18 protein-coding genes and 3 pseudogenes are annotated in these 21,120 nt (G+C 56.7%); 8 read left to right on the top strand and 13 right to left on the bottom strand.

Annotated elements, in window-relative coordinates; translation table 11 throughout:
* From A1830_RS22975 to A1830_RS09265, 4 genes and pseudogenes are all read right to left on the bottom strand, one after another.
* Nucleotides 1-245, bottom strand: a pseudogene (locus tag A1830_RS22975) (hypothetical protein); the annotation flags it as partial.
* On the bottom strand, nt 242-688 hold the full coding sequence (locus A1830_RS09260) for a DcrB-related protein (RefSeq protein ID WP_067705001.1): 447 nt from the start codon (nt 686-688) through the stop codon (nt 242-244). The gene A1830_RS09260 and the pseudogene A1830_RS22975, both read right to left, overlap by 4 nt.
* A gap of 762 nt (nt 689-1,450) precedes the next feature.
* A pseudogene (locus tag A1830_RS23970) lies at nt 1,451-1,570 on the bottom strand (IS3 family transposase); the annotation flags it as partial.
* Between the two features lie 257 nt (nt 1,571-1,827).
* Nucleotides 1,828-4,233, bottom strand: a complete 2,406-nt coding sequence (locus tag A1830_RS09265; protein WP_156484976.1) for a pectate lyase family protein — start codon at nt 4,231-4,233, stop codon at nt 1,828-1,830.
* Nucleotides 4,234-4,894: 661 nt separating this feature from the next.
* Between A1830_RS09265 and A1830_RS09270 the strand changes: the two genes are divergently transcribed.
* From A1830_RS09270 to A1830_RS09280, 3 genes are all read left to right on the top strand, one after another.
* Nucleotides 4,895-5,140 carry a YmjA family protein gene (locus A1830_RS09270; protein WP_067705005.1) on the top strand — a complete coding sequence of 82 codons (246 nt, stop codon included), beginning with the start codon at nt 4,895-4,897 and terminating at the stop codon, nt 5,138-5,140.
* 178 nt (nt 5,141-5,318) lie between these two features.
* Entirely contained in the window at nt 5,319-5,744 is a 426-nt protein-coding gene (locus A1830_RS09275; protein WP_067705008.1) for a VOC family protein, read from the top strand.
* Nucleotides 5,745-6,381: 637 nt separating this feature from the next.
* Nucleotides 6,382-6,915, top strand: coding sequence for a sterol desaturase family protein (locus tag A1830_RS09280; protein WP_067705011.1), 534 nt, complete (start codon nt 6,382-6,384; stop codon nt 6,913-6,915).
* On the opposite strand, the gene crtB is transcribed toward A1830_RS09280, so the two are convergent.
* The 9 genes and pseudogenes from crtB to A1830_RS09325 all read right to left on the bottom strand — a co-directional run bounded on the left by crtB (nt 6,854) and on the right by A1830_RS09325 (nt 16,315).
* Complete coding sequence (crtB, locus tag A1830_RS09285) at nt 6,854-7,852, bottom strand: 15-cis-phytoene synthase CrtB (protein WP_067705014.1); 999 nt, start codon at nt 7,850-7,852, stop codon at nt 6,854-6,856. The two genes, A1830_RS09280 and crtB, sit on opposite strands and share 62 nt — an antisense overlap.
* Complete coding sequence (locus A1830_RS09290; protein ID WP_067705017.1) at nt 7,849-9,330, bottom strand: phytoene desaturase; 1,482 nt, start codon at nt 9,328-9,330, stop codon at nt 7,849-7,851. Before A1830_RS09290 ends, crtB begins: the two co-directional genes overlap by 4 nt.
* Nucleotides 9,327-10,493, bottom strand: coding sequence for a lycopene beta-cyclase CrtY (crtY, locus tag A1830_RS09295; RefSeq protein ID WP_067705020.1), 1,167 nt, complete (start codon nt 10,491-10,493; stop codon nt 9,327-9,329). Before crtY ends, A1830_RS09290 begins: the two co-directional genes overlap by 4 nt.
* The gene (locus A1830_RS09300) at nt 10,490-11,761 is read right to left on the bottom strand and encodes a glycosyltransferase (protein WP_067705025.1); all 1,272 of its coding nucleotides are present in this window, start codon (nt 11,759-11,761) and stop codon (nt 10,490-10,492) included. The genes crtY and A1830_RS09300 overlap by 4 nt, the downstream gene beginning before the upstream one ends.
* Nucleotides 11,758-12,801 carry a type 2 isopentenyl-diphosphate Delta-isomerase gene (fni, locus tag A1830_RS09305; RefSeq protein ID WP_067705030.1) on the bottom strand — a complete coding sequence of 348 codons (1,044 nt, stop codon included), beginning with the start codon at nt 12,799-12,801 and terminating at the stop codon, nt 11,758-11,760. The genes A1830_RS09300 and fni overlap by 4 nt, the downstream gene beginning before the upstream one ends.
* A gap of 109 nt (nt 12,802-12,910) precedes the next feature.
* Complete coding sequence (locus A1830_RS09310; protein ID WP_067705034.1) at nt 12,911-13,816, bottom strand: polyprenyl synthetase family protein; 906 nt, start codon at nt 13,814-13,816, stop codon at nt 12,911-12,913.
* Nucleotides 13,817-14,004: 188 nt separating this feature from the next.
* Nucleotides 14,005-14,559, bottom strand: coding sequence for a YtfJ family protein (locus tag A1830_RS09315; protein ID WP_067705036.1), 555 nt, complete (start codon nt 14,557-14,559; stop codon nt 14,005-14,007).
* Nucleotides 14,560-14,599: 40 nt separating this feature from the next.
* Nucleotides 14,600-15,346: pseudogene (locus A1830_RS09320) on the bottom strand (SDR family NAD(P)-dependent oxidoreductase).
* A 204-nt stretch (nt 15,347-15,550) separates the two neighbouring features.
* Nucleotides 15,551-16,315 (bottom strand): meso-2,3-butanediol dehydrogenase, encoded by a 765-nt coding sequence (locus A1830_RS09325; RefSeq protein ID WP_067705042.1) that lies wholly within the window; start codon nt 16,313-16,315, stop codon nt 15,551-15,553.
* Nucleotides 16,316-16,519: 204 nt separating this feature from the next.
* On the opposite strand from A1830_RS09325, the gene A1830_RS09330 reads away from it, so the two are divergent.
* The 5 genes from A1830_RS09330 (at nt 16,520) to A1830_RS09350 (ending at nt 20,956) form a co-directional block, all read left to right on the top strand.
* Nucleotides 16,520-17,428, top strand: coding sequence for a LysR family transcriptional regulator (locus tag A1830_RS09330; protein WP_067705045.1), 909 nt, complete (start codon nt 16,520-16,522; stop codon nt 17,426-17,428).
* A gap of 100 nt (nt 17,429-17,528) precedes the next feature.
* Entirely contained in the window at nt 17,529-17,936 is a 408-nt protein-coding gene (locus A1830_RS09335; RefSeq protein ID WP_067705047.1) for a DoxX family protein, read from the top strand.
* A gap of 11 nt (nt 17,937-17,947) precedes the next feature.
* Nucleotides 17,948-18,919, top strand: a complete 972-nt coding sequence (locus A1830_RS09340) for a glutathione S-transferase family protein (protein ID WP_067705049.1) — start codon at nt 17,948-17,950, stop codon at nt 18,917-18,919.
* Nucleotides 18,920-18,921: 2 nt separating this feature from the next.
* Nucleotides 18,922-19,530: an alpha/beta hydrolase gene (locus A1830_RS09345; RefSeq protein ID WP_073980988.1), complete on the top strand. Its 609-nt coding sequence runs from the start codon at nt 18,922-18,924 to the stop codon at nt 19,528-19,530.
* A gap of 109 nt (nt 19,531-19,639) precedes the next feature.
* A complete protein-coding gene (locus A1830_RS09350; RefSeq protein ID WP_067705053.1) occupies nt 19,640-20,956 on the top strand; it encodes an MFS transporter in 1,317 nt (438 codons plus the stop codon).
* Nucleotides 20,957-21,120 lie beyond the last annotated feature (164 nt).

Here is a 21,120-nt window from a genome sequence, read left to right on the forward strand (position 1 = left end):
CCACCGTCCTTAGCGCATTCCACCATGCTGTTGGTCGCAATGGCGGCAGGTCTGCCGTTAATGAACACGTTATGAGAGCCGGTGGCGATAATGCCTTCCTTCTGCATGCTGGCCGCGCCCGCATCCGCGATACTGTCCCGTGCTGCCGTCGCCAGTTCACCTGTCAGGTATCCCACCGCCAGGCTGGCCCCGACCAGAAGGACGCCAATGCCGAGACAGGACGCACCGAGACCGGCAATCATCATTGCCCCGNGGTGTTAAACCGAAAACTGCCGAGGAGTGCCTGAAAGCACTGGCTGTCCATGTCCCTGATTTTTTCCACACGGGACATAGTGAACACCAAAATATGCTTCTCCGCTGTATTAAAGACGGCCTGCTGCTGAAAGACCTTCTGGTTATCACGAAAGTAGCTGGCATGAAGACATTCACCGTGTGCAATATTTTCCCCCAGCACGGCTGCCACGCGCAGAGACAGTTTCCATCCTTTAAGATGTTTATCCATGAGCGCTGTCTGGCGGTCGATATAGTCTTGCAGCACCTCTCCATTACTGAGGGTATCTCGTGAGATGTTAAATGCGGGGGCGTTCTCGCCGGGTAGAGTAAAAACATTAACCGTGCGGTCCTGATACTGGTCAGGAAGCGTTATCCGGCCTTCTGTGAACAGACAGGTAGCGTGGCTTTCGGACATTGAGCAGATTCCCTGTGCCTGAGAAAACGTAAGTTTGCCACAGGGTATGCCCACTGGCTATATGCGCAATCGGGTTTTCACTAACCCAAAGCGAGACATAAAAAGACTGACTTCCAGAGAGCAGTGGGTCAGCAAGCATCCTTTTCCCGTCTCACAAATCCATTAATTGATTAAAATCTCTTTGAGTTATTGATCTGTGAAATCGATCGATGTGGTTAAATTGATAGTTATGGCGATTGATAATCTCATGTCGATTGGTAATTAATTGTCTAAATCAATCGATAAATTAACATTGATATTTTATGACTGCTAACTGTAATGAATTTTATCGATAAAACCGCTCTGACAGGTTCTTTCTTCAGATCAATTATATCAATTAATTAGATGATATTTGGTGGGGGGATATGTCAGGATGTCCGTTTGGCGGTACAGGAATCCAGGAGCATCTGTCAGTTTGTAAAGGTTGTGGAGCTGAAAGAGTAAAAGGCCACGTCGCCAGCAGACGATGAAGGAGCTGGTTGCGGTTGGTACGTTAGTTGGCATTCCAGCCGGGTTTGTCCGACTTCGCGTTAACGGCTTTGCCGACACAAGGGAAAACACCACCACTCACTGTTCTAAACGAAAATCTCAGTTTAGTGAGCTTTATTATGATCCTGTACAGTTTATTTTAAAATAAAAAAAACGACTTCTACTTTATTAATATCTGCCACCCTTATGCCGCAGGCTGTCAACAGCTAAGCGACGTGACAGGGAAGGTCGGTGAGTCAGTTTCGGGTTCAACGGTTCATCACGTCGCGTATCCGGTTGATAACGAAACACCGTCCTGCACAGCGATAACGTCCTGCATGCCTGGCATATGCTCATCGTAAAATGTGGGGTCAGAAGGGGACATAATCAGTATGTGGGAAGATCTCTAAAAGTGAATGGGCCGTTTTAGCGGGATACTTACAAACCCTTTCGACAGCTAAAAATAAAATAGAAACTAAAAAGCCCGGGTCAGGAAATTACCGAACCCAGGCGGTGATAACTGCCTGATAAAGCGTGCAATTTTACGGTATCAGTTCTTAACGGGCGGCTTTATTGTTGTGGAGACCGGAGCGATGAGTACATACCTGTTTGAGTTACATCATGTCCTTGCATCACACCTCATAAACTTTGAAATCTGAAATTATAATGCCCGCATTGTTTGCGCCCGTACTGAAAGCGGCTACCCGTCCACCGCTGATACTGTTATCAACAATATGCCAGATGATTGCTGCATCTGCATATACCGTAATCTGGTTTCCTTTCACCACAACGCGTAATGTTTGACCATCAGTAATTTGTCCATCCTGCGGGCTGATAACTGATGACACTGAGCTGACACGCTTATAAAGGCGAACGGTATTGTTGCCATTGGCATCTTTACCCATAAAAGCTAAACGGTAGCCATCGACGCCTGTATTACCTGTTGGCCGGCGAAAGTCAAAGGTTGTTTGTATATCGCTAGCGGTATTTGCCGGGCCGCTCACTAATTTAAAGCGCGCATCATAGTCAGTGAGCTGTATGCCCATTGCAATAACAGCAGCCGCTTTCTGAGAAATATTCAGCATGCCATTAGTGGTAACTGCACCACCTTCGGTAACACCCGTCACGCCCCAGGTATTTTGAAAATTACCGCCGAGATAATTATCGTTCCGGCTGCCGCCAATAGCTCCCTGACGCATGAAGCCATCGGATAAGTAAGGATAAGCCTCAAGTGGGATTAAATAATTGGTGCCATTGAGATTTACTGGCATCTTGCCATCGAGCGGGGCTTTACCCTGATAGTGAAACGTGCCGTCTTCCATAATAACAATGCCGGCCCCCAGCGTTCCCCACGATGTGGTTTTCCGCGGCGTATACGTTGCTTTTGCTAAAACGTCAGTTTCGGCGACAACGGTACCATCTGGCGTCCACAGGAAACTGACCCCGGCGGTAAAATGCGAGTGGGCTGTCGTTTCAATGTTGCAGTTAACCCAGCCACAATTGGGTTTAAGCTGCACATAAATTTCAATATCCGGCTCATAAGGACGCCAAACGCGAATATCCTGTAACGGTGAGCTGCCAGTAACCGTGACGGAACCATCCTGTCTGACACCTGAACCCGGGCCGCGGCGGAGCATCATCTCCAGCTCACCCCCACCAAAATTATTCGAATCCCAGACGCCAGAATTTGCTGCAACCGGAGAGAGGGCATGTCCACCGGTAAAGCGGATCTTCGTCTCATCACTGTCGGTTGTGACCGTATAAAGGCCTACGTGGATCCAAACAGGTTTATCACTGTCATTACGGAAGCGCAGATTACTGTGCAGATAGCTATAAGCCATGCTTCCGCGCATGTCCATCCCATAGGCTTCGAGCTGAGCACGTCCGTATTCATAGCGTTGCAGCCAGCGCGTTTTATCGGGGTTGTCGTAAGTGATTCTCGAGCCGGTCTGCAGGCTCATCTGACGCATAATGACGCTGGCAAAGGTCAGATCGAGCGGATTCGCACATCCTTCCAGACTTAATCCCTCAATCAACCACTGGCCGTTAGAAAAATCGCCGGGGAAGTCCGTTTTTTCAATCCAACCGTTTTTAATAAAGGACTGGGTACAGCGCTGCAGGTCAAGAGCCTGCACATTGTGGCTGTTCTGAATATTAAAGTTGCTGAGCTCAACCGCAGTAATATGATACCAGGTGCCGGATTCAGAGTTAGACCATGTCCCTTTAATAATCGAGCCGTAGGTATTGGTGGTATAGAACTCACTGAATTTTGTATCAAGCGTGTCCAGTACGTTGACAAAATCCCCACCCAGATGGCTGATAAAAAGGTTATTACCGTGAATATACTCGCCGGAGGTGCAGATATTTTTGAAAAATGCGCGGGTGTTCACCGCCTTATCATATTGCCCACTAACAGACAAATAGGCCAGTTCAACCTGTCTCGCGTTAACTTTAAACGCGAAGTTTTCGTTGGTACCAATCAGATAAAGTTGCGTTGATGAGAAATAACCAAAGCTATTAGGAGCGCCACTCACACGAAAGCGGGATACATAAGAGTTGGAAATATCCATCGACGAAATCGCAAAATCACCGGCAGGAAACTGGATGCCAATATTTATCGCCGCATCAGTCTGCTTCTGGGTCCAGTCAAACATTGCCTGAACAGCCTTAATGCAGTCCGTTTTACCATCGGGCAGTGCGCCAAAATGCGTCACATTTATCTGTGATTTATTCTCGACAATACGCTCCCAGTAAAAGCTGCTGTTTACGGGCATGACCATACCATTGTCCGTGGCAGCAACTTTGCCGGCACGGGATATAAATGAGCCACCGCCGTAAATGGTCCCTTCATTCCAACCCAATAGTAATATCACCTGACCAGCCCGATCCGGGATTGTACTGGCGAGCTTTGTGAAAGATGTTACCTGACCAATATATTTAAAACCGTCTGGATTTGACAGAGCGGCGGGAACACTCGTATCGCTCGCTGCTGCCTGAGAAGTTGTTGAAGTAGCCGCTGTTGATTTTTGATCTGTCATGTTGAACCTCCTGAATATAATAGATGATTAGCCTGTCGTTAACCGAGAGCAGCTGGCCGCAGGCAGTGCAATACTTATAATTGATGTTTGGTGCCGTAAATATAATTTATAGTGGTCACTATGAACGTGGCCTGTTCCAAATCACTGTTCATTGCAGTTTGGTTATTTATGTCTGATTTATATTAGTGCTATAACCGGAAAAGCCAGTCGCTCACCTGCTAACGTTAGTTATGCTTTAGAAAACAGACTTTTTAAATTTATGCCGTTGACCGGCTACCCTGGCGGCTAATAACCTGTTCGTAACGGCAAATTTTACATTGTTCGGTATTCATACATGAATATGATGGTTTTGTTTTCTCAGCGCGCCACTGCAATAAAGTGTGCTCAGATATTCCCGCTCTTCATATTTATCTCAGTGAAAGACATAATGAATCTCCTTTGATATTAATGGGGGATGCTGTTTGCTCTTAACCCCTACCTTACTGACTAAAATTCGTTACGAAAAGCGGAAACTGTATTTATATACAGTTTTTTGTTGGCCCGGTCGGGAGAACAGTGGGATCAATGCCCAGGATGACACGAAAACCCCTTAAAATGCTATTATCCACACCAGCCGACTGAGGCAGTAACTGACACCCACCTTAACTCCCGGGGATGAATGATGAACAATGACGTACCGCTAAAATTTTATGACATCGTAGATGAGTATTCGACGGAATCTGCAAAGCCGGTAAGCGACCTGGAGCGTGACCCTCTGGCGCGTTATTTCCAGCTGCTAGTCACCCGCTTAATGAATAACGAAGAGATCAGCGAGAGTACACAAACTGAGCTGGCCAGGGAGGCGGGCATCGACGCGCTTCGTATTGATGACATTGCGACGTTTCTGAATCAGTGGGGCAATGAGTAGCTCTCTTAAGACAGCCGATTTTTCAATCCTTTACCCCGCACCCTCAACGCTTTAGATAATATCCCCCACAGCAATGTCGCCCGCCGTGCTCTCCATTACCCCGGGGCGCACTGGCGGATAAATGCGCTGCGCGCGATAACATATTCTTGCAGGACATAAACGCCGCAGGATAAAGATGATGACAGCGACTGATATTGGTTTGACCCACGTTGCCTTTGAAGTGAAAGATATCGCGAAAAGTATCGATTTTTATCAGCGCTATGCCGCGATGAAGGTCGTTCATCAGCGTGAGCCGGGCGTACCGGAGGCTGAGAAAGTGGCATGGCTCAGCGATCTTACCCGGCGCTTTGCCATTGTGCTGGTGCAGACGCAGGCGGGAAGGGATACGCCTCTTGGTCCGTTTGGGCATCTGGGCGTGGCCTGCGCAACCATTGATGAAATTGATATAAAAGTGAGCATGGCCGAACGGGAAGGAGTGCTGCGCAAGCCGCCACAGCAATCCGGCCCGCCAGTGGGCTACTGGGCGCTGTTTGCTGACCCGGACGGTAATACGCTTGAACTCTCCTGTGGGCAGCAGATCGGCTTTACGATCGATGAAGTCTGATCCCGCCATAACGACCTACGCCAGCCCCGTTCCTTTTGAGGAGCGGGTGGGTAGAAATATCAATTAACAAACTTAATGAGTTATCACGGCCTCGGCGCTTGCGATTTTACCGGTAACATTCTAACTTTTCAGAATGTTCTTTAACCCTGTAAACGTTGAGGTGCTCGCCATGAAGTTAGCGAATGTGTTTGTATTATTTGAAAAAATAACATTGTTATTGTTCGTTGTCCTGCTGGGCTATCTGATAATAACAGGCGTTTTTTCTGCAACAGGCGTCGATCATAGCTGGCCTTACCCACATCGATAGCTAAGAGATCCACCAGGGAATACGCAATATAATTAATAAAAAAACGATAAAAAAACCTTTTCGCACTTGCACTTACCGTTAAACCTTCCGTTCAGCACACGTCAGCTTTGCTCACCATAAGCGAGTAGCCTCTTTGGCACAACGCCCCCAATTTCAAGGTTTTCCCTGACCTTCGTGGTTAGCATTCCCCCATCCGCCGTTAAGTCACGCAGTTAATTCAGCGTATGGCTCTGCCTGGCTCAGAAACAAAGCGTTAATTCAGTAAAACTCAGTCGTCGGGCAGTTTATCTATTAAGCTTACTGCCATCGAACCGGAGAAGAGCGAATAAGATGCAGCTGTTGTACAACGCATTAATCGTGCTGTTTACCATCATCGTGATGGAAGTGGTGGCGGCACTGGCCCATAAGTACATTATGCATAGCTGGGGGTGGGGCTGGCATCATTCTCATCACCGGCCACATAAGGGCGGGCTGGAGTTAAATGACCTTTATGCGGTGGTCTTTGCGGTGCTTGCCATTGTGCTGATCTATCTGGGCAGTACCGGCGTCTGGCCACTCCAGTGGATTGGTGCGGGCATGACCGCCTACGGCGCGCTCTATTTTATCGTTCACGACGGGCTGGTGCACCAGCGCTGGCCGTTTCGCTATATACCCCGACGCGGCTACCTGAAGCGTCTCTATATGGCGCATCGTCTGCATCACGCCGTCCGGGGCCGCGAGGGCTGCGTCTCTTTCGGATTCCTGTATGCGCCGCCGCTGTCGAAGCTGCAAAAAACGCTGCGCCAGCGGCACGGTAAGCCGGTCAGCGAGGACGCTGCCAGAGCGAATCGGGACGCGGGCCCGGCTTCGCAAGACGAGAAGTAAGCGCCAGCCCAGCCCCCGAGAGCAGCAGCCCCAGTTTCTCGCCTTTGCTGGTGCCCTGACGCCGGTCCCAGGCCTGTTCTCCGGCGTTGCTGACCTTGACGCCGATCTCCCGGTAGACGCCACGGGCAGTAGCAATCGCCCAGGCGGAGCGAAGTGGCAATCCGGTCAGGCCCGCCCGGGCCGACTGATAGTAAGGCTCGGCGGCGTCGACCAGCCGCCGGGATACTCTTGCCAGCGCGGCCCGGTTGACTGGGCTGGCATAGTTCGCCCTGTCCATACCCTCTTCAGCCAGCCAGCGAGTAGGCAGGTAGCAGCGCCCGCCGTGGGCATCTTCCACAATATCACGCGCAATATTGGTGAGCTGAAAGGCCAGCCCAAGATCGCAGGCCCGATCCAGCACGGCGGGATCGCGCACGCCCATCACCTGCGCCATCATCAGCCCGACGACCCCGGCTACGTGATAGCAGTAGCGCAGGGTGTCATCAAGGGTGTAATAAGCCTCGCCCCGCACGTCCATGGCGTAACCTTCAAGGTGATCGAAAGCCAGCCGTTCTGGAATGGCGCTGGCCAGGGCGACTTCCTGAAAGGCGGCAAAGGCGGGTTCCGACACAGGGGCGCCGCTAAGCGCCTGATGGGTGAGGACTTTAAGCCTTTCCAGCCGCTGCTCCGGGCTGCTGTCAGCGGTTACGTAGCCCGCGCCAGCGTCCGGGCTGTCAGATAGCGGGTTGCTAAACGCAGAGAGAGGACTGTATTCCGCCCCGTCACGGCTGAAACCCAGTTCCTGGCCATCTATAACGTCGTCGCAGTGACGGCACCAGGCATAGAGCATCAGCGCGCTGCGACGCGTCTTTGCGTCAAACAGCTTTGAGGCGGACGCAAAGCTTTTCGAGCCGACCGCCATAGTCTGGGTAGCGTGAGTAAGTAAAGGCTGATTCAAGGGGCTAAATCCTCCAGCATCAGGCCGGCGGTGGCCTTGGCGGAGCCGATCACGCCCGGTACGCCTGCGCCGGGGTGTGTGCCTGCGCCCACCAGGTAGAGGTTAGTAATGTGACTGTCGCGGTTATGTGGCCGGAACCAGGCGCTTTGGGTCAGAATCGGTTCTACCGAGAAGGCCGAACCAAGATGTGCGCCCAGTTCGTCGCGAAAATCGAAGGGGGTAAACATCCGGTGGGTGACCAGCTGCTGGCGCAGGCCAGGCATATAGCGCTCCTCCAGATAGTCGAAGATGCGATCGCGCAGGCGCGGCCCTTCCACGTCCCAGTCGAGATCGGCAGTACCCAGGTGCGGCACGGGGGCCAGCACGTAGTAGCTGCCGCAGCCCGGCGGGGCCAGCGACGGGTCGGTGACGCAGGGGGCATGCAGATAGAGCGAAAAGTCGTCGGCCAGGCTGTTGCGGGTAAAAATATCGCTGATCAGCTCTTCGTAGCGCGGGCCGAAGCACACCGTATGGTGCGCCAGCTGGCTGTGATGATGATTAAGCCCGAAGTAGAGCACGAACAGAGAGTTGCTCATGCGCTTACGTTTAAGAGAGGTCGCGCGCGCCGCACCTCTGGGGTGGTGGCCGAGCAGCTTTTCATAGGTATGCACTACATCTGCATTTGAGGCGACGGCGGGCGTATCAATACGGCGACCATCGGTCAGGTGAACCGCTGAAATCTTATCGCCCTGGGTTTCCAGCCGATCAACCTCCGCGTTCAGCTCAATTTTTCCGCCGAGATCCTCAAACAGATTCACCATGCCCTGCACCAGCGCCCCGGTTCCGCCCCGGGGGAACCACACGCCCCATTCCCGCTCCAGGGCGTGGATCAGGGTGTAAATGGAGGAGGTGGTAAAGGGATTGCCGCCGACCAGCAGCGAGTGAAAAGAGAAAGCCTGACGCAGGTGTTCGTCCTCAATAAATGAGGCAACCATGCTGTAGACGCTGCGCCAGGCCTGGAGGCGGGCCAACTGAGGCCCGGCACGCAGCATATCGCGGAAAGAGAGGAAGGGGACGGTGCCGAGTTTCAGGTAGCCCTCTTTGAACACCGCGCGCGAATAGTCGAGAAAACGCTGATAGCCCGCTACATCGCGGGGATTGAAGCGGGCGATCTGCGCCTCCAGTGCAGGCTGATCGTTATCGTAGTCCAGCACCCGGCCCGTTTCCCAGCAGAGGCGATAAAAGGGTTTAACCGGCAGCAGTTCGACGTAATCTGCCATGCGTTTACCGGTCAGGGCAAACAGCTCCTCAATGGCGGTGGGATCGGTAATCACCGTTGGCCCGGCGTCAAAGGTAAAACCCTGATCCTGGTAGACGTAAGCGCGCCCGCCGGGCTTGTCTCGCCCTTCAAGCAGCAGCGTGGGAATGCCCGCCGACTGTAGCCGGATGGCTAATGCCAGCCCGCCGAAGCCGGCTCCTACAACAATAGTTCTTTTCATTTAAGGGCTCGCAGCCTGGGGTGATGTTTAAGGATGGCGCGCAGGGCTTCGCCTACCGGAACCGGCGGCTTGCCCGACAGGATCCGTACCCGGTCAAAGTGGGTAGGGTGACCGGCATAGAAGCGGGCAATCAGCCCGTCGCTAAGGCCGTAAAAGCGCTGCATGACGCGCCAGCGCCCGGCCGGAGGACCGGCCAGGAAAAGCATGCGGTTTAGCAGGCGGAAAAAGCGCTGATGCCGCCACTGGCGTAGCGCAAAATCCTGAATGAGTCGGAACAGCTGGGCGCTATCCGGCGAGGGCTGGCTGGCGATCAGATCGGCCAGCTGAACAGCCAGCGGCAGTGAGTAGCCGGTGGTCGGGTGAAAAAGCCCGGCGCGCAGGCCGCTGCACGGCAGTCCGTCGCGCTGTCGCCAGAATGCCCCAGGCTGACCCGCCAGCGTAATGGGCAGAATGCCCTGCTCCTCGCGCTCCAGCTCCTGTAACAGCCAGCCTTTTTCAGCGGCATAGTCTGCAATACGCTGCCGCGCCCGATCGGCGTCCAGCGCCGCGCTGTCAATATAGTGCGTATCCTCAATCAGCAGCGTATCCGGCGTGAGTGGCAGGGTATAGACAAAGCGATAGCCCGCCAGCTGATCCACCGTGGCATCCATCAGAATGGGGCGGGTCAGGCCATGTGGCCGGGCCAGCCGCCACTGCTGGCCAAAAAAGGCCTGACTGCCGACCGTCAGCGCGGGACCGGGCTGATGGCCACGGCCATCTATTACCGCTTTTGCCCGCAGGATCTGCCCGTCAGCGAGCTGGACGCTGTTCGCGGAGAGCGGGATGGCCGGACACCCCGTCAGCAGATTGTCGCCCAGGGCCTGTTCGACAACCCCGGCGAAGCGCCCGGCGGTTACCGTCATATAGCCGCCGGGCAGGGTGCGGGTCAGCTGTGGAAACTGCACGTCATAGCCGTCCCAGCGGTGGGCGACCAGCGGGTCGATCCACTCCTGCTGTTCAGGCGTCAGGTCGCTTTGATGAAAGGACCAGGTGTGGTTACCGCCGCAACGCGCGCTTTCCTCCAGCATTAACACGCGGAGCGTGGGCTGACGCTGCGCTAAGCGCAGGGCGATAAGGCCATTGGCCAGGCCGCCGCCCAGCAGGATCACATCCGATTTCTTCACGGTGCCACCTTATCCGCTGTGGAAAAACGCGGGCTTAACGCCTGCTCGACGATGAGTGCGGCGGCAGACGCGCCACCCGCGCTGCTGAGCTGAGCCTGCATGGCTGACAGGTTTTCCCGATAGCGATTGTCGTTTAACAGCGCGTCGAGATGGTGCGCCAGCGTTTTGCTGCTGCTGAAACGAGAGGCGCGCCGTCCAGTGCCGCTCCAGGCGACGCGCGCGGCAACGCCGGGCTGATCAAAGGCGATCGGAATGGCAAGGATTGGCGTGATATTTTTCACCGCGTCGGCCACGGTATTCAGACCGCCGTGCGTCACCACCGCCTGCGCCTGACGCAAAACGGCATCCTGATCGGCAAAGTCTGTGACCCAGCTGGCACCGGCGTGACGTAATTTTTCGACTTCGCGCGAATTGAGGCCGCCGCAGTGGGCGATAAGCAGCTGGGCGTCCAGGCGGCGACAGGCGCGGGCGATAGTGTTGAACAGACGGAAACGATGCCCCTGCAGGGTGCCGAGTGAGGCAAAAATAAAGGGCCGGGAGGGATCCAGCGGCCAGGCTGCCCTGCCCGTTTTGCCTGGGGATCGCAGCGGCCCGACGGCATGAAATCCGGCGGGCAGCGCGCGACGGGGGAAATCCAGCGCGGGCAGGGTCTGGCTGATTTGCGCCAGCGGCGACAGGCAGTCGTGCAATCCCTGGCGGGGCGTCAGGCCAAAGGCGCGCGCATGGCGATTAATGATCCTGGTATGTCCGCGCATCATCCAGTCGTAGATTTGCTGGCTGGAATGATAAAGTTTTTGCGCCCGGCGATCGGTGCCCCAGGCAAACGGCATAACCGGCAGCGGCAGGCCCACCTCGCGGTTAACCGGCAGGGCGCAGGCAACCGAGACAAAAGGGAGCCCCAGCGCGTCGGCGACCAGCCCACCGGCAGGCTCCATCTGGTCGACGATCAGGCCGTCCACCGCCAGTCTGTTCAGGATGGCAGGCAGGGCGCAGCAGAGCCGATCGGTGGCGTGGGCCATATCATCAATCACGCCGAAGAGGGAGAGGCTTCGCGGGTTAACGGTCAGCCTGAAGGCGCGGGTGGGCGTGCCCGCAGGCAGGTTCTCTACCGGCTCGAAAGCGATGTTTGCGTCGCTGAGCAGGCTTCGCGCTTCGGGCGGCTGAATAAAGGTGATGCGATGTCCCCGCGCCATCAGCGCCTGCGCCAGGGCCTGGAGCGCGCGCACGTGGCTGAAAAGCGGCGGCGCAACCACGGCGTAGTGGCTCATGCCCCGCTTCCTGCGTAGTGCATCGGTGCGTGGCGCAGCTCGCGCAGGTTAGTGCTGCCGGTGCAGAAGCAGGCGGTTTGCAGCTGCGCAATCAGTACCTGGAAAAACGCCGTGACGGCCTGTTCTGACGCGGTGGCGCTGGGGAGTATCGCGGCGGCAAGGCCGACCACATCCGCGCCCAGGGCAATGGCTTTGGCAATATCAATGCCGTCAACAATTCCGCCAGAGGCGATCAGGGGCAGGTCGGGCAGGGCGGCGCGTATTCCCCGCAGCGCCTCGCTGGTGGGAATGCCCCAGTCGGCGAAGGCCATGGCGACGGCACGCTGCTGCGCGCTGGTGGCGCGCTCGCCCTCCACCGCCGCCCAGCTGGTGCCGCCCGCGCCAGCCACGTCCAGCAGGGTCACGCCCGCCTCTGCCAGCCGACGGGCCACGTCAGGCGAGAGCCCGGCACCGACCTCTTTGACCACCACCGGCACTGCCAGCTGCTTAACCAGTCCGGCAATGGCGGACAGTACGCCCCGCCAGTCGCGGTCCCCGCCGTTTTGCAGCGCTTCCTGGAGCGGGTTGAGATGCACGATCAGGGCATCGGCCTCAATCATCTCTACCGCACGACGCGCATAGTCCAGCCCGGTTGGGCCGACGATCTGCGCCGCGCCGAGGTTAGCCATCAGTGGGATGTCCGGCGCAATAGCGCGTAAATTTTTATTCAGGCCGAAATTGACGTCGCTCTCCAGCGCCACCCGCTGCGAGCCGACGCCCATCGCCAGGCCCAGCGTCTGCGCCGTGGACGCCAGGTGAAGATTAATCTCCTGGGCGCGACGGGCTCCTCCGGTCATTGACCCGATCATAATCGGCGCTTTCATCGGCCTGCCAAACAGAGAGGTGCTGAGATCGATACGATCAAAATCAATTTCGGGCAGGGCGCAGTGCTCAAAACGCCAGTGGTCAAATCCTGTACGGATCCTGCTGACGGCGCGCGCCGGGTTAAGCACGATATCCAGGTGATCTTTTTTACGCTGAATCAGATCCGCGTCCTTCATGGGTACTCCGGTGAATCCATTATTCGGTCATTTGCAGGCGTCACTACGGCGGGCGGTTTCTGACAAACCACAGGCTCAACACCCGCGCAGGCACCCGTTTAAACAGACGTTAACGCAACGTGGCCAGCTGCTGGTTGAACCAGCGATGCATAAAGCGCCGGGTCGCCAGCCCCTGATGACAGACGAAGGCAAAGTGCCGATCGGCACTGTGCAGGTGATTTTGCAGGCGGCGGTGTACCTCTTCGGCACCCAGCAGGGCCACCAGGGTCGATTTGCCCGCATCCTGATTCAGATCCTTGCCGGAGCCGCTATGGCTGTCGGCCAGATCGTCAAGGAGCTGGAACGCCTGCCCCAGATCCTGTGCGAAGCCGCGCAGCTTCTGGCGCACGACAGGGGGCGCATCGGCGGCCAGCGCCGCCATCTGGATGGTGGCGTCAAACAGCATGCTGGTTTTCAAATCATTTGTGGTGGCGATAGCTTCACTGCTGCGGCATGCACCGCCTTCCTTAAGATCCTGAAACTGACCCTGTACCAGCCCCTGCAAACCGACGGCGGCAGACAGCTCCGCCACCGCCTGCGCGCGACAGTTTCCTGATAACCCCTCTGCGGCCGCGACGGTGCCAAAGGCGCTGCTTAGCAGGGCGACGGCAGCCAGCACCGCCACATCCTCGCCAAACTGACGGTGAATGGTGGCCCGGCCACGGCGCAGCAGGGCGTTATCCATGCAGGGAATATCATCAAGGATCAGCGAGGCGGCATGGATCATCTCTACGGCGCAGGCTAAATCAAGCAGGCCGGGGTGGCTTTTATCACACCCCAAATCACAGGCGGCCAGCAGCAGCAGCAGGGGACGCATGCGCTTTCCAGGCGTCAGCGTGCCTTCGCGCATAGCAGCCCTTACGCGGTCCCGCTCGCCACCGGCAGGCAGCAACGAGTCGAGCCGCCGCTCCAGGGCCTCACGCAGCGCCAGCAATTCGGTATCCATATCGGGGGATTTTTCTGCTAACACTGTCATGGTCACTCTTAATCGAATCAGTAAATTAATGGGCCGGAAAGCGAATGGACGCTACAGGAATAAATGCACGGTCCCTGTTGATAAGGCTAGAGTATTATTAAGAAATTGCGCTGATAAACGATGAAAAAAAGCTTAACTGATGCAGGATGGGGGCCGTATGGAGCAATCCGCGCCTACGTTTCAGCGGCTTATTGCAGCAGTTGGTGCAGCAGCGCCAAAACCTGATTGATCTCCGCAGGCGTCAGCGCGCCCTCTTTGGCAAAGCGAATGAGGCCAGCGCTATCGACCACCACCACGGCTGCGCTGCCGGGGGTCAGTTGCCAGGCGCGCTTAACCGCGCCGCGATTGTCGATAATAAACTGTGTCGAGGGCGACTCGCGTTTGGCGGACCGCAGGCTGGCGCGCACAAATACGGCGCTGCCGGGGATGGCATCGTCTGCGTTAACAATGATTGACGTCTGGAAGCGCGTCGGTGGCAGGTGAGCCGCCGCTAACGCCGCACTCAGCGGCGCATTTTCGTCTCTGGCAGAAAGCCGTCCGGCCAGATGCATCACCACGCGCACCCTGCCGGTTAACCCGACGCTGTTCCAGGGCCGGTAGTCCATATCTCCGGCGCTGGCGATCACTTCGCCTGCATCATATACGACTACAGGAGGAAGGCGCTGGCCAACCGTAAACAGGTTCGCCAGCGCGGAGAAGGGCAGAAACAGGGCAAGGGCGACAACCAGTAGACGAGCCGACATGCATCTCTCCATTAAGCCGCCCTGCGCAGGGAAGGCGGGCTTATGCCTGCTTAGGCTGTCCGTTTGAGGCCATGATGCCACCGTCTACCGGCAGATTGACCCCGGTAATGTAACGGGCGTCATCGCTGGCGATAAAGGCAATCGCGTTAGCGATATCTTCCGGCTCACCCGCGCGGTTCAGCGGGATACGCTCATAGAATTTATTCAGCAGCTGCTGGTCATCCTTCATCCCTTCCGTCAGATCGGTCATGGTCAGACCGGGACAGACGGCNCGTCGGCAGCGTCAGATGTGTATAAGAGACAGGTTGGTCACCGCGCCTTTCGCTGCGTTATAGACGCTCATACCCCAGTCGCCGCCCAGGCCGGAAACGGAGGAGATATTCACGACGTTGCCTTTGGTTTTCAGCAGCGCGGGCATAAAGTAGTGGACGCAGTGGAATACACCGTTCAGATCCACGCCCATCAGCTTGTTCCAGTCTTCAAGCGCGATTTCATGAATGCGCCCCTGAACGATAATGCCGGCGTTATTCACCAGCACGTCCACCCGGCCATACTTATCCTGCACCTTGCGCGCAAGCGCCTGGACCTGGCCCGCGTCGGCGACGTCACAGGGGGCCACCAGATGATCGCCCTGGGTCATCGTGGTCAGCGTTTTTTCCAGCTTTTCAGCGGTACGGCCTACCAGTACCACCGATGCGCCTTCGCGGGCGAAGCGCTGCGCCGCGGCTTCGCCAATACCTGAACCTGCCCCGGTGATGACGACTACTTTTTGCTGAAAACGTGCCATTTTGAACTCCTGTTCATCATTATTACCGAATTAAATCATGGGTGTAAGCCTGGCAGGCTTAGCGCGAAGTGCAAGTGAAGGCGCGGCGCGGGAGGGCTAATTAGTTGTAATTGCACAGGGTTTTTTGCATAAATCATGCCGGGCAGCGGGCAGCGGGCAGCGGGCAGCGGGCAGCGGGCAGCGGGCAGCGGGCAACAGGCAGGACTACCCCTGGGCGGGCTGACCGTTAGAGGCGGTAACGCCGCCATCAACCGGCAGATTGACGCCGGTGATATAGCGCGCATCATCGCTGGCGATAAAAGCAATGGCGCTGGCGATATCCGCGGGTTCCCCTGCGCGATTTAATGGGATGCGCTGGGTGAACTTTTCCAACAGCTGTGGCGCGTTCATGATCCGTTCGGTCAGGACCGTCATGGTCAGGCCGGGGCAGATAGCGTTGACGCGCACGCCGTCTGCGCCGTAGTCCAGCGCCAGCGCGCGGGTGAAGTTGCTGACGGCCCCCTTTGCCGCATTGTATACGCTTATGCCCCAGTCGCCTCGCAGGCCAGAGATAGAGGAGACATTGACCACATTACCTTTGGTGATAAGCAGGGCGGGCATAAAGTAGTGTACGCAGTAAAAAACGCCATCGAGATTGATGGCCATGAGATTTTTCCACTCCTCAGGCGCGATGTCGTGAATGCGTCCCTGTACAACTATGGCCGCATTGTTCACCAACACATCGACCCGGCCATACTTAGCCTGGACGTTGTGCGACAGCGCCTGCACCTGGTCCGCCTGCGAGACGTCACAGGGGGCAACCAGATGGTCGCCCGGCGCGAGGGTTGCCAGCGTGCTGTGTAGTTTTTCAACCGTGCGGCCTGCCAGCACGACCGACGCGCCCTCAAGGGCAAAGCGCTGCGCCGTGGCCTCGCCAATACCTGAACCCGCCCCGGTGACCACCACGACCTTTTGCTGAAAGCGTGCCATCTGCACCTCCGGTTAACGTGATTAGTGCATTAAATCATCAATGTAAGCCTGGCAATCCCGGAAATAAGTGCAAGGTCTGTTCCATCCTCTTGATAACCCGTTGTTACATCAGGCGCATAATTTCAAATTGTGCATCTGTCGGATGACTCACCGCGCCGATAGGGCTATGTTAGTTCCCGGCTAAGCGAGTGGTGAGGAAGCAAAGTGGAAAGACTGGATTGCGACAGGATGTTTATTGGCGTGATGGAAACCGGAAGTTTTACCGCCGCGGCGCAGCGTTTGGGCACCAGCCACGGCCAGGCGTCGAAGCTGATCTCACGTCTGGAAAAGGAGCTGGGCGTGCAGCTTTTCCGGCGCAGCACCCGGGCGCTGACCGCTACCGATGTCGGCAGAGCGTACTACGACAAGGTCAGGGTCCTGCTGGCTGAGTACGATGCCCTGAATGATTCCGTGCGCACCACCTCAGACTCCCCCTCCGGCAGGGTGCGCGTCTCCGCGCCGGTGACCTTTGGCACCACCCAGCTTACCCAGCCGCTGATCGACTTTGCCCGGCGCTATCCGGGTATTGAACTGGACGTCAGCTTTGCCGACCGGGTGGTTAACGTGGTGGACGAAGGATTTGACCTGGCGCTGCGCATCGGCAAGCTAAACGACAGTGCGCTGATGGCCAGAAAGCTGTGTGATATCCGTATTATCGCCGTCGCCTCGCCGGACTATCTTAAGCAGCGGGGTACGCCTTCCCACTGGGGCGAACTTTCACAGCATGACTGTATAATCGATACCAACTTCCGCGATCCTTTCCGCTGGCCTTTTTTACAGGGTGAGCAGACGGTTCAGGAGCCGGTCAACGCCCGCCTGAAGTTTTCAAACGCCGAGGTGTGTTTGCAGGCGGCATGCGCTGGACTGGGTATCGCCCGTCTGCCCGCCTTTGTCGCGGGGGAAACCCTGCGCAATAAAACCATTGTGCCGGTACTGGTATCTTATGAAATCCCGCCGCTGGGCCTTTTCGCCCTCTACCCGCCGGCAAAATACCTGGCGCACCGCTCCCGCACCCTGATCGATTTCCTGGTCGAGGCGTTCGCGGGCGAGCCGGAGTGGGAGAAAGGCTGGTGATTATTTCCAATATGGAACAAAACATCCCCTTTTTGAGGGGATAATCATCTCAGTGGAAATAAGTTACTTTTCTCTTATCAACTCACTGAGAGGAAAGACCATGACTGACAATCGTACTGCACCCTGGGCTGCTTTGATCCTGCGCCTCGCGCTGGGCATCCTGTTTTTGGCTCACTTCAGCCTGAAATTTTTCGTTTTCACTCCCGCAGGCACCGCAAAGTTCTTTGCCTCGCTCGGACTGCCGGGCGGTCTGGCCTGGCTAACGATGGCCGTGGAGCTGGTGGGGGCTATCGCCCTGATTTTAGGCATCTATAGCCGCATCGTCGCCGTGGTGCTGATCCCCATCCTGCTCGGTGCCATCTTCACCGTTCACGGTCCGGCGGGCTTCTTCTTTACTAACCCTAACGGCGGCTGGGAATTCCCGGCATTCTGGATAGTGGGCCTGATTGCGCTTGCCCTGACCGGCGACGGAAAATATGCCCTTAAGCCCACCGCCGTCAGAGGATAAGGAGCAGCCCCATGCTGGTAAATGGACAATGGACCGCCGACTGGCATCCCGTTCAGGCAAAAGATGAGAAGGGCGGCTTTGTCCGCCAGACCTCCAGCTTTCGCAGCTGGATAACCCCGGACGGTGCGCCGGGGGTGACCGGCAAGGGTGGCTTTCAGGCCGAAGCGGGGCGGTATCATCTCTATGTTGCGCTGATCTGCCCCTGGGCCTCACGCACCCTGATCGCCCGCAGCCTGAAAGGACTTAATGAGGTCGTCAGCGTATCGGTAGTCGAGCCCTGGCTGCTGGATCAGGGCTGGCACTTTGGTGACTATCCCGGCGCTAACCGGGATACGCTGAATCAGGCCGAGTGGATGCATCAGATCTACACCCGTGCGGATGCGGACTATACGGGCCGGGCCACCGTGCCGGTGCTGTGGGATAAAAAGACCCAGACGATCGTGAGCAATGAGTCCGCGGATATTGTGCGGATGTTTAACAGCGGCTTTGGTGAGCTGGCCAGTGCGGAGTTTGACCTTTTCCCAGCCGGCCTCCAGCAGGAGATTGAGTCCCTGAACGCGGAGATTTATCCGCTGCTGAACAACGGCGTTTACCGTGCGGGCTTCGCCACCACGCAGATAAGCTATCAGGAAGCCTGTCGCGATGTATTCAGCATGCTGGATAAGCTGGAGCAGCGTTTGAGCGACGGACGCCGCTTTCTTACCGGCGAGCGATTCACCGAGGCGGATATTCGCCTGTTCGTGACGCTGATTCGCTTTGATGCGGCTTATCATGGCCTGTTCAAATGCAATATCCGTCAACTCCGGGAGTATGCCTGGCTGCATGCCTATACCCAAAGCGTGCTGGCGGTCGCGGGCGTGCGCGAGACGGTCAGTATCGATCACATTAAACAGGGCTATTACTCTATCAGGGCGCTGAACCCCACCGGCATTGTGCCCGTTGGGCCAGACCTGAGTGACTACGGCCTGCAGGAGAGTCTGTAACCGTGAAAAAACTCCTTATTTTGCTGCATGGCGTGGGCAGCTCGGGGCAGGATATGCAAATGCTGGCCCGGCATCTTGAACCTGCGCTACCGGGGGTAGTGATTGCCACACCGGACGGTCCGTCGCACTTTGACGGTGGCGGGGCAGGCTATCAGTGGTTCAGCCTGGCGGGCATCACTGAGCAGTCGCGTCCGGCGCGTATTCTCGCCGCCCGGCAGGATTTCGATGGCGTCCTGCACGGCATCCTGCAGCAGCACGACATCCACGCTGAGACCGACCGCATTATGCTGGCGGGCTTTTCCCAGGGGGCGATTATGGCGCTGGACGCGCTGGTATCCCATCGCCTGCCGCTTTGCGGCGTAGTGGCCTTCTCCGGGCGCCTGGCGTCTCCCGGGCCTTACCATCCCGCGGCCCGCGCGGCCGCGCTGCTGATCCACGGCAAGGCCGATCCGGTTATCCCGTGGGAGGAGAGCGAGCGGGCTGCCGCCTCGCTGGCCGATGCTGGCGTGGCGGTCAGTACCCTTTTTGAGCCGGGCGTGCCCCATACGCTTAGTACGAATGGCGTTCAGCGAGCGGCGGCGTTTATCGGACAGCGATTCGATCTGAATTGAGAACGCATGCAGGTGGGATTTCTCTGCAAGCTTGCCTGCGTTGCCAGATTACGTCTATTGTTAACGGCTAAGAGTAGTTTTCCCGGAATACGCGCGACAGGGAGCCGTCATGAAGAAAGTGCTGGGTGCTTTTTTACCGTTATATACCACCACGCTGTTAATGCTGCTGGGCTCTGGCCTGCTGACCACCTATGTCTCGCTGCGGCTGGCCCATCAGCAGGTGAGTGGCGCGGTGATTGGGGCGATTATCGCCGCGAACTATATTGGCCTGGTCATCGGCGGCAAGGTTGGACATAACCTGATTGCCCGCGTCGGGCATATTCGCGCTTACGTATCCTGCGCCGGGATCATTACCGCCTCGGTACTGGGGCACGGGCTCACCGACTTTTTGCCGATGTGGATCTTTCTGCGGCTGATTATTGGCCTGTGCATGATGTGCCAGTATATGGTGCTGGAGAGCTGGCTTAACGATCAGGCCGAGCCGGGACAGCGCGGCATGATATTTGGCTTCTATATGGTGGCAACCTATCTGGGGCTTTCTGCGGGACAGATTATCCTGATGACGCAGATTGGCTCGGGCAGCAGCAGCCTGCTGATAGTCGCCCTCTGCTTTGCACTGTGCCTTGTGCCCATCGCTCTGACCACCCGCACCAACGTACAGCCCATGTCACCGGCGCCGATGGAGCTTGGCTATTTTTTTAAAGCCATTCCGAAAATTCTGTTTATGACACTGGTCATTGGGATGGCGGTCGGGGCTTTCTACGGGATGGCTCCGGTTTACACCAGCCTGCTGGGATTCAGTACGCAGCAATCCGGGCTGTTTATGGGTATTACCATTTTCGCCGGGCTGATTTCGCAGTTTCCTCTCAGCTGGCTTTCTGACCGCGTAGATCGTCACCGCCTGCTGTTTTTCACCGGCCTGCTTTATGCCCTTGCCGCACTGCCGCTGACGCTGCCGTTGCATTTTCACTACCTTACCGTGGTCTGCGCCGCCTTTATCGCCAGCATGATGCAGTTTTCACTTTATCCGCTGGTGGTGGCGATGGCGAATGACAGCATCGTGCCCGAGCGCCGGGTATCGCTCACCGCCTGCCTGCTGATGGCCTTTGGCGTGGGAGCCTGTATTGGGCCGCTGGCAATTGGGGCCATAATGCAGCCGCTGGGCGGCAATATGCTCTACCTCTTTTTCTGCCTGTGCGGGGTGGTGATTGCAGGAATGAGCTGGTATCGCAGCACCACGCATCAGGAGAGCAGCGAACCGCCGGTTCCTCATGTGCCGATGCCGGATACGATGGCCAGCTCGCCGCTGGCTGCCGCACTTAACCCGACCAATACCGAAGAAGAGATCCAGGCGGTAATGGTCAATACCGACGAACATGCTGCCGGGGACGACAGCGCTGAAGAGAGCGAACAGCAGGCATCCTGATGCCTGTCTTACCCTCTGTAACCCTTCTGAAACCTGAAACGAAACTGGATTAACACCCAGGTAAACCGTTTTTTTCCCCACCGGGCGCTGGGCGTACGCACAGCGCCACCCGTCGCGCTATCCCAAAGAAACAGAATAAAATTCTTAAATGGCTGCCGTTGTCC

Origin of the sequence: Erwinia sp. ErVv1 (assembly GCF_900068895.1) — a bacterium.
Taxonomy (GTDB): Bacteria; Pseudomonadota; Gammaproteobacteria; order Enterobacterales; family Enterobacteriaceae; genus Erwinia.

Coding starts and splice junctions, on each gene's coding strand:
- A1830_RS09265 (WP_156484976.1), bottom strand. CDS start 4,233: ATGACAGATCAAAAATCAACAGCGGCTACTTCAACAACTTCTCAGGCA.
- A1830_RS09270 (WP_067705005.1), top strand. CDS start 4,895: ATGAACAATGACGTACCGCTAAAATTTTATGACATCGTAGATGAGTAT.
- A1830_RS09275 (WP_067705008.1), top strand. CDS start 5,319: ATGACAGCGACTGATATTGGTTTGACCCACGTTGCCTTTGAAGTGAAA.
- A1830_RS09280 (WP_067705011.1), top strand. CDS start 6,382: ATGCAGCTGTTGTACAACGCATTAATCGTGCTGTTTACCATCATCGTG.
- A1830_RS09290 (WP_067705017.1), bottom strand. CDS start 9,330: ATGAAAAGAACTATTGTTGTAGGAGCCGGCTTCGGCGGGCTGGCATTA.
- A1830_RS09300 (WP_067705025.1), bottom strand. CDS start 11,761: ATGAGCCACTACGCCGTGGTTGCGCCGCCGCTTTTCAGCCACGTGCGC.
- fni (WP_067705030.1), bottom strand. CDS start 12,801: ATGAAGGACGCGGATCTGATTCAGCGTAAAAAAGATCACCTGGATATC.
- A1830_RS09310 (WP_067705034.1), bottom strand. CDS start 13,816: ATGACAGTGTTAGCAGAAAAATCCCCCGATATGGATACCGAATTGCTG.
- A1830_RS09315 (WP_067705036.1), bottom strand. CDS start 14,559: ATGTCGGCTCGTCTACTGGTTGTCGCCCTTGCCCTGTTTCTGCCCTTC.
- A1830_RS09325 (WP_067705042.1), bottom strand. CDS start 16,315: ATGGCACGCTTTCAGCAAAAGGTCGTGGTGGTCACCGGGGCGGGTTCA.
- A1830_RS09335 (WP_067705047.1), top strand. CDS start 17,529: ATGACTGACAATCGTACTGCACCCTGGGCTGCTTTGATCCTGCGCCTC.
- A1830_RS09340 (WP_067705049.1), top strand. CDS start 17,948: ATGCTGGTAAATGGACAATGGACCGCCGACTGGCATCCCGTTCAGGCA.
- A1830_RS09350 (WP_067705053.1), top strand. CDS start 19,640: ATGAAGAAAGTGCTGGGTGCTTTTTTACCGTTATATACCACCACGCTG.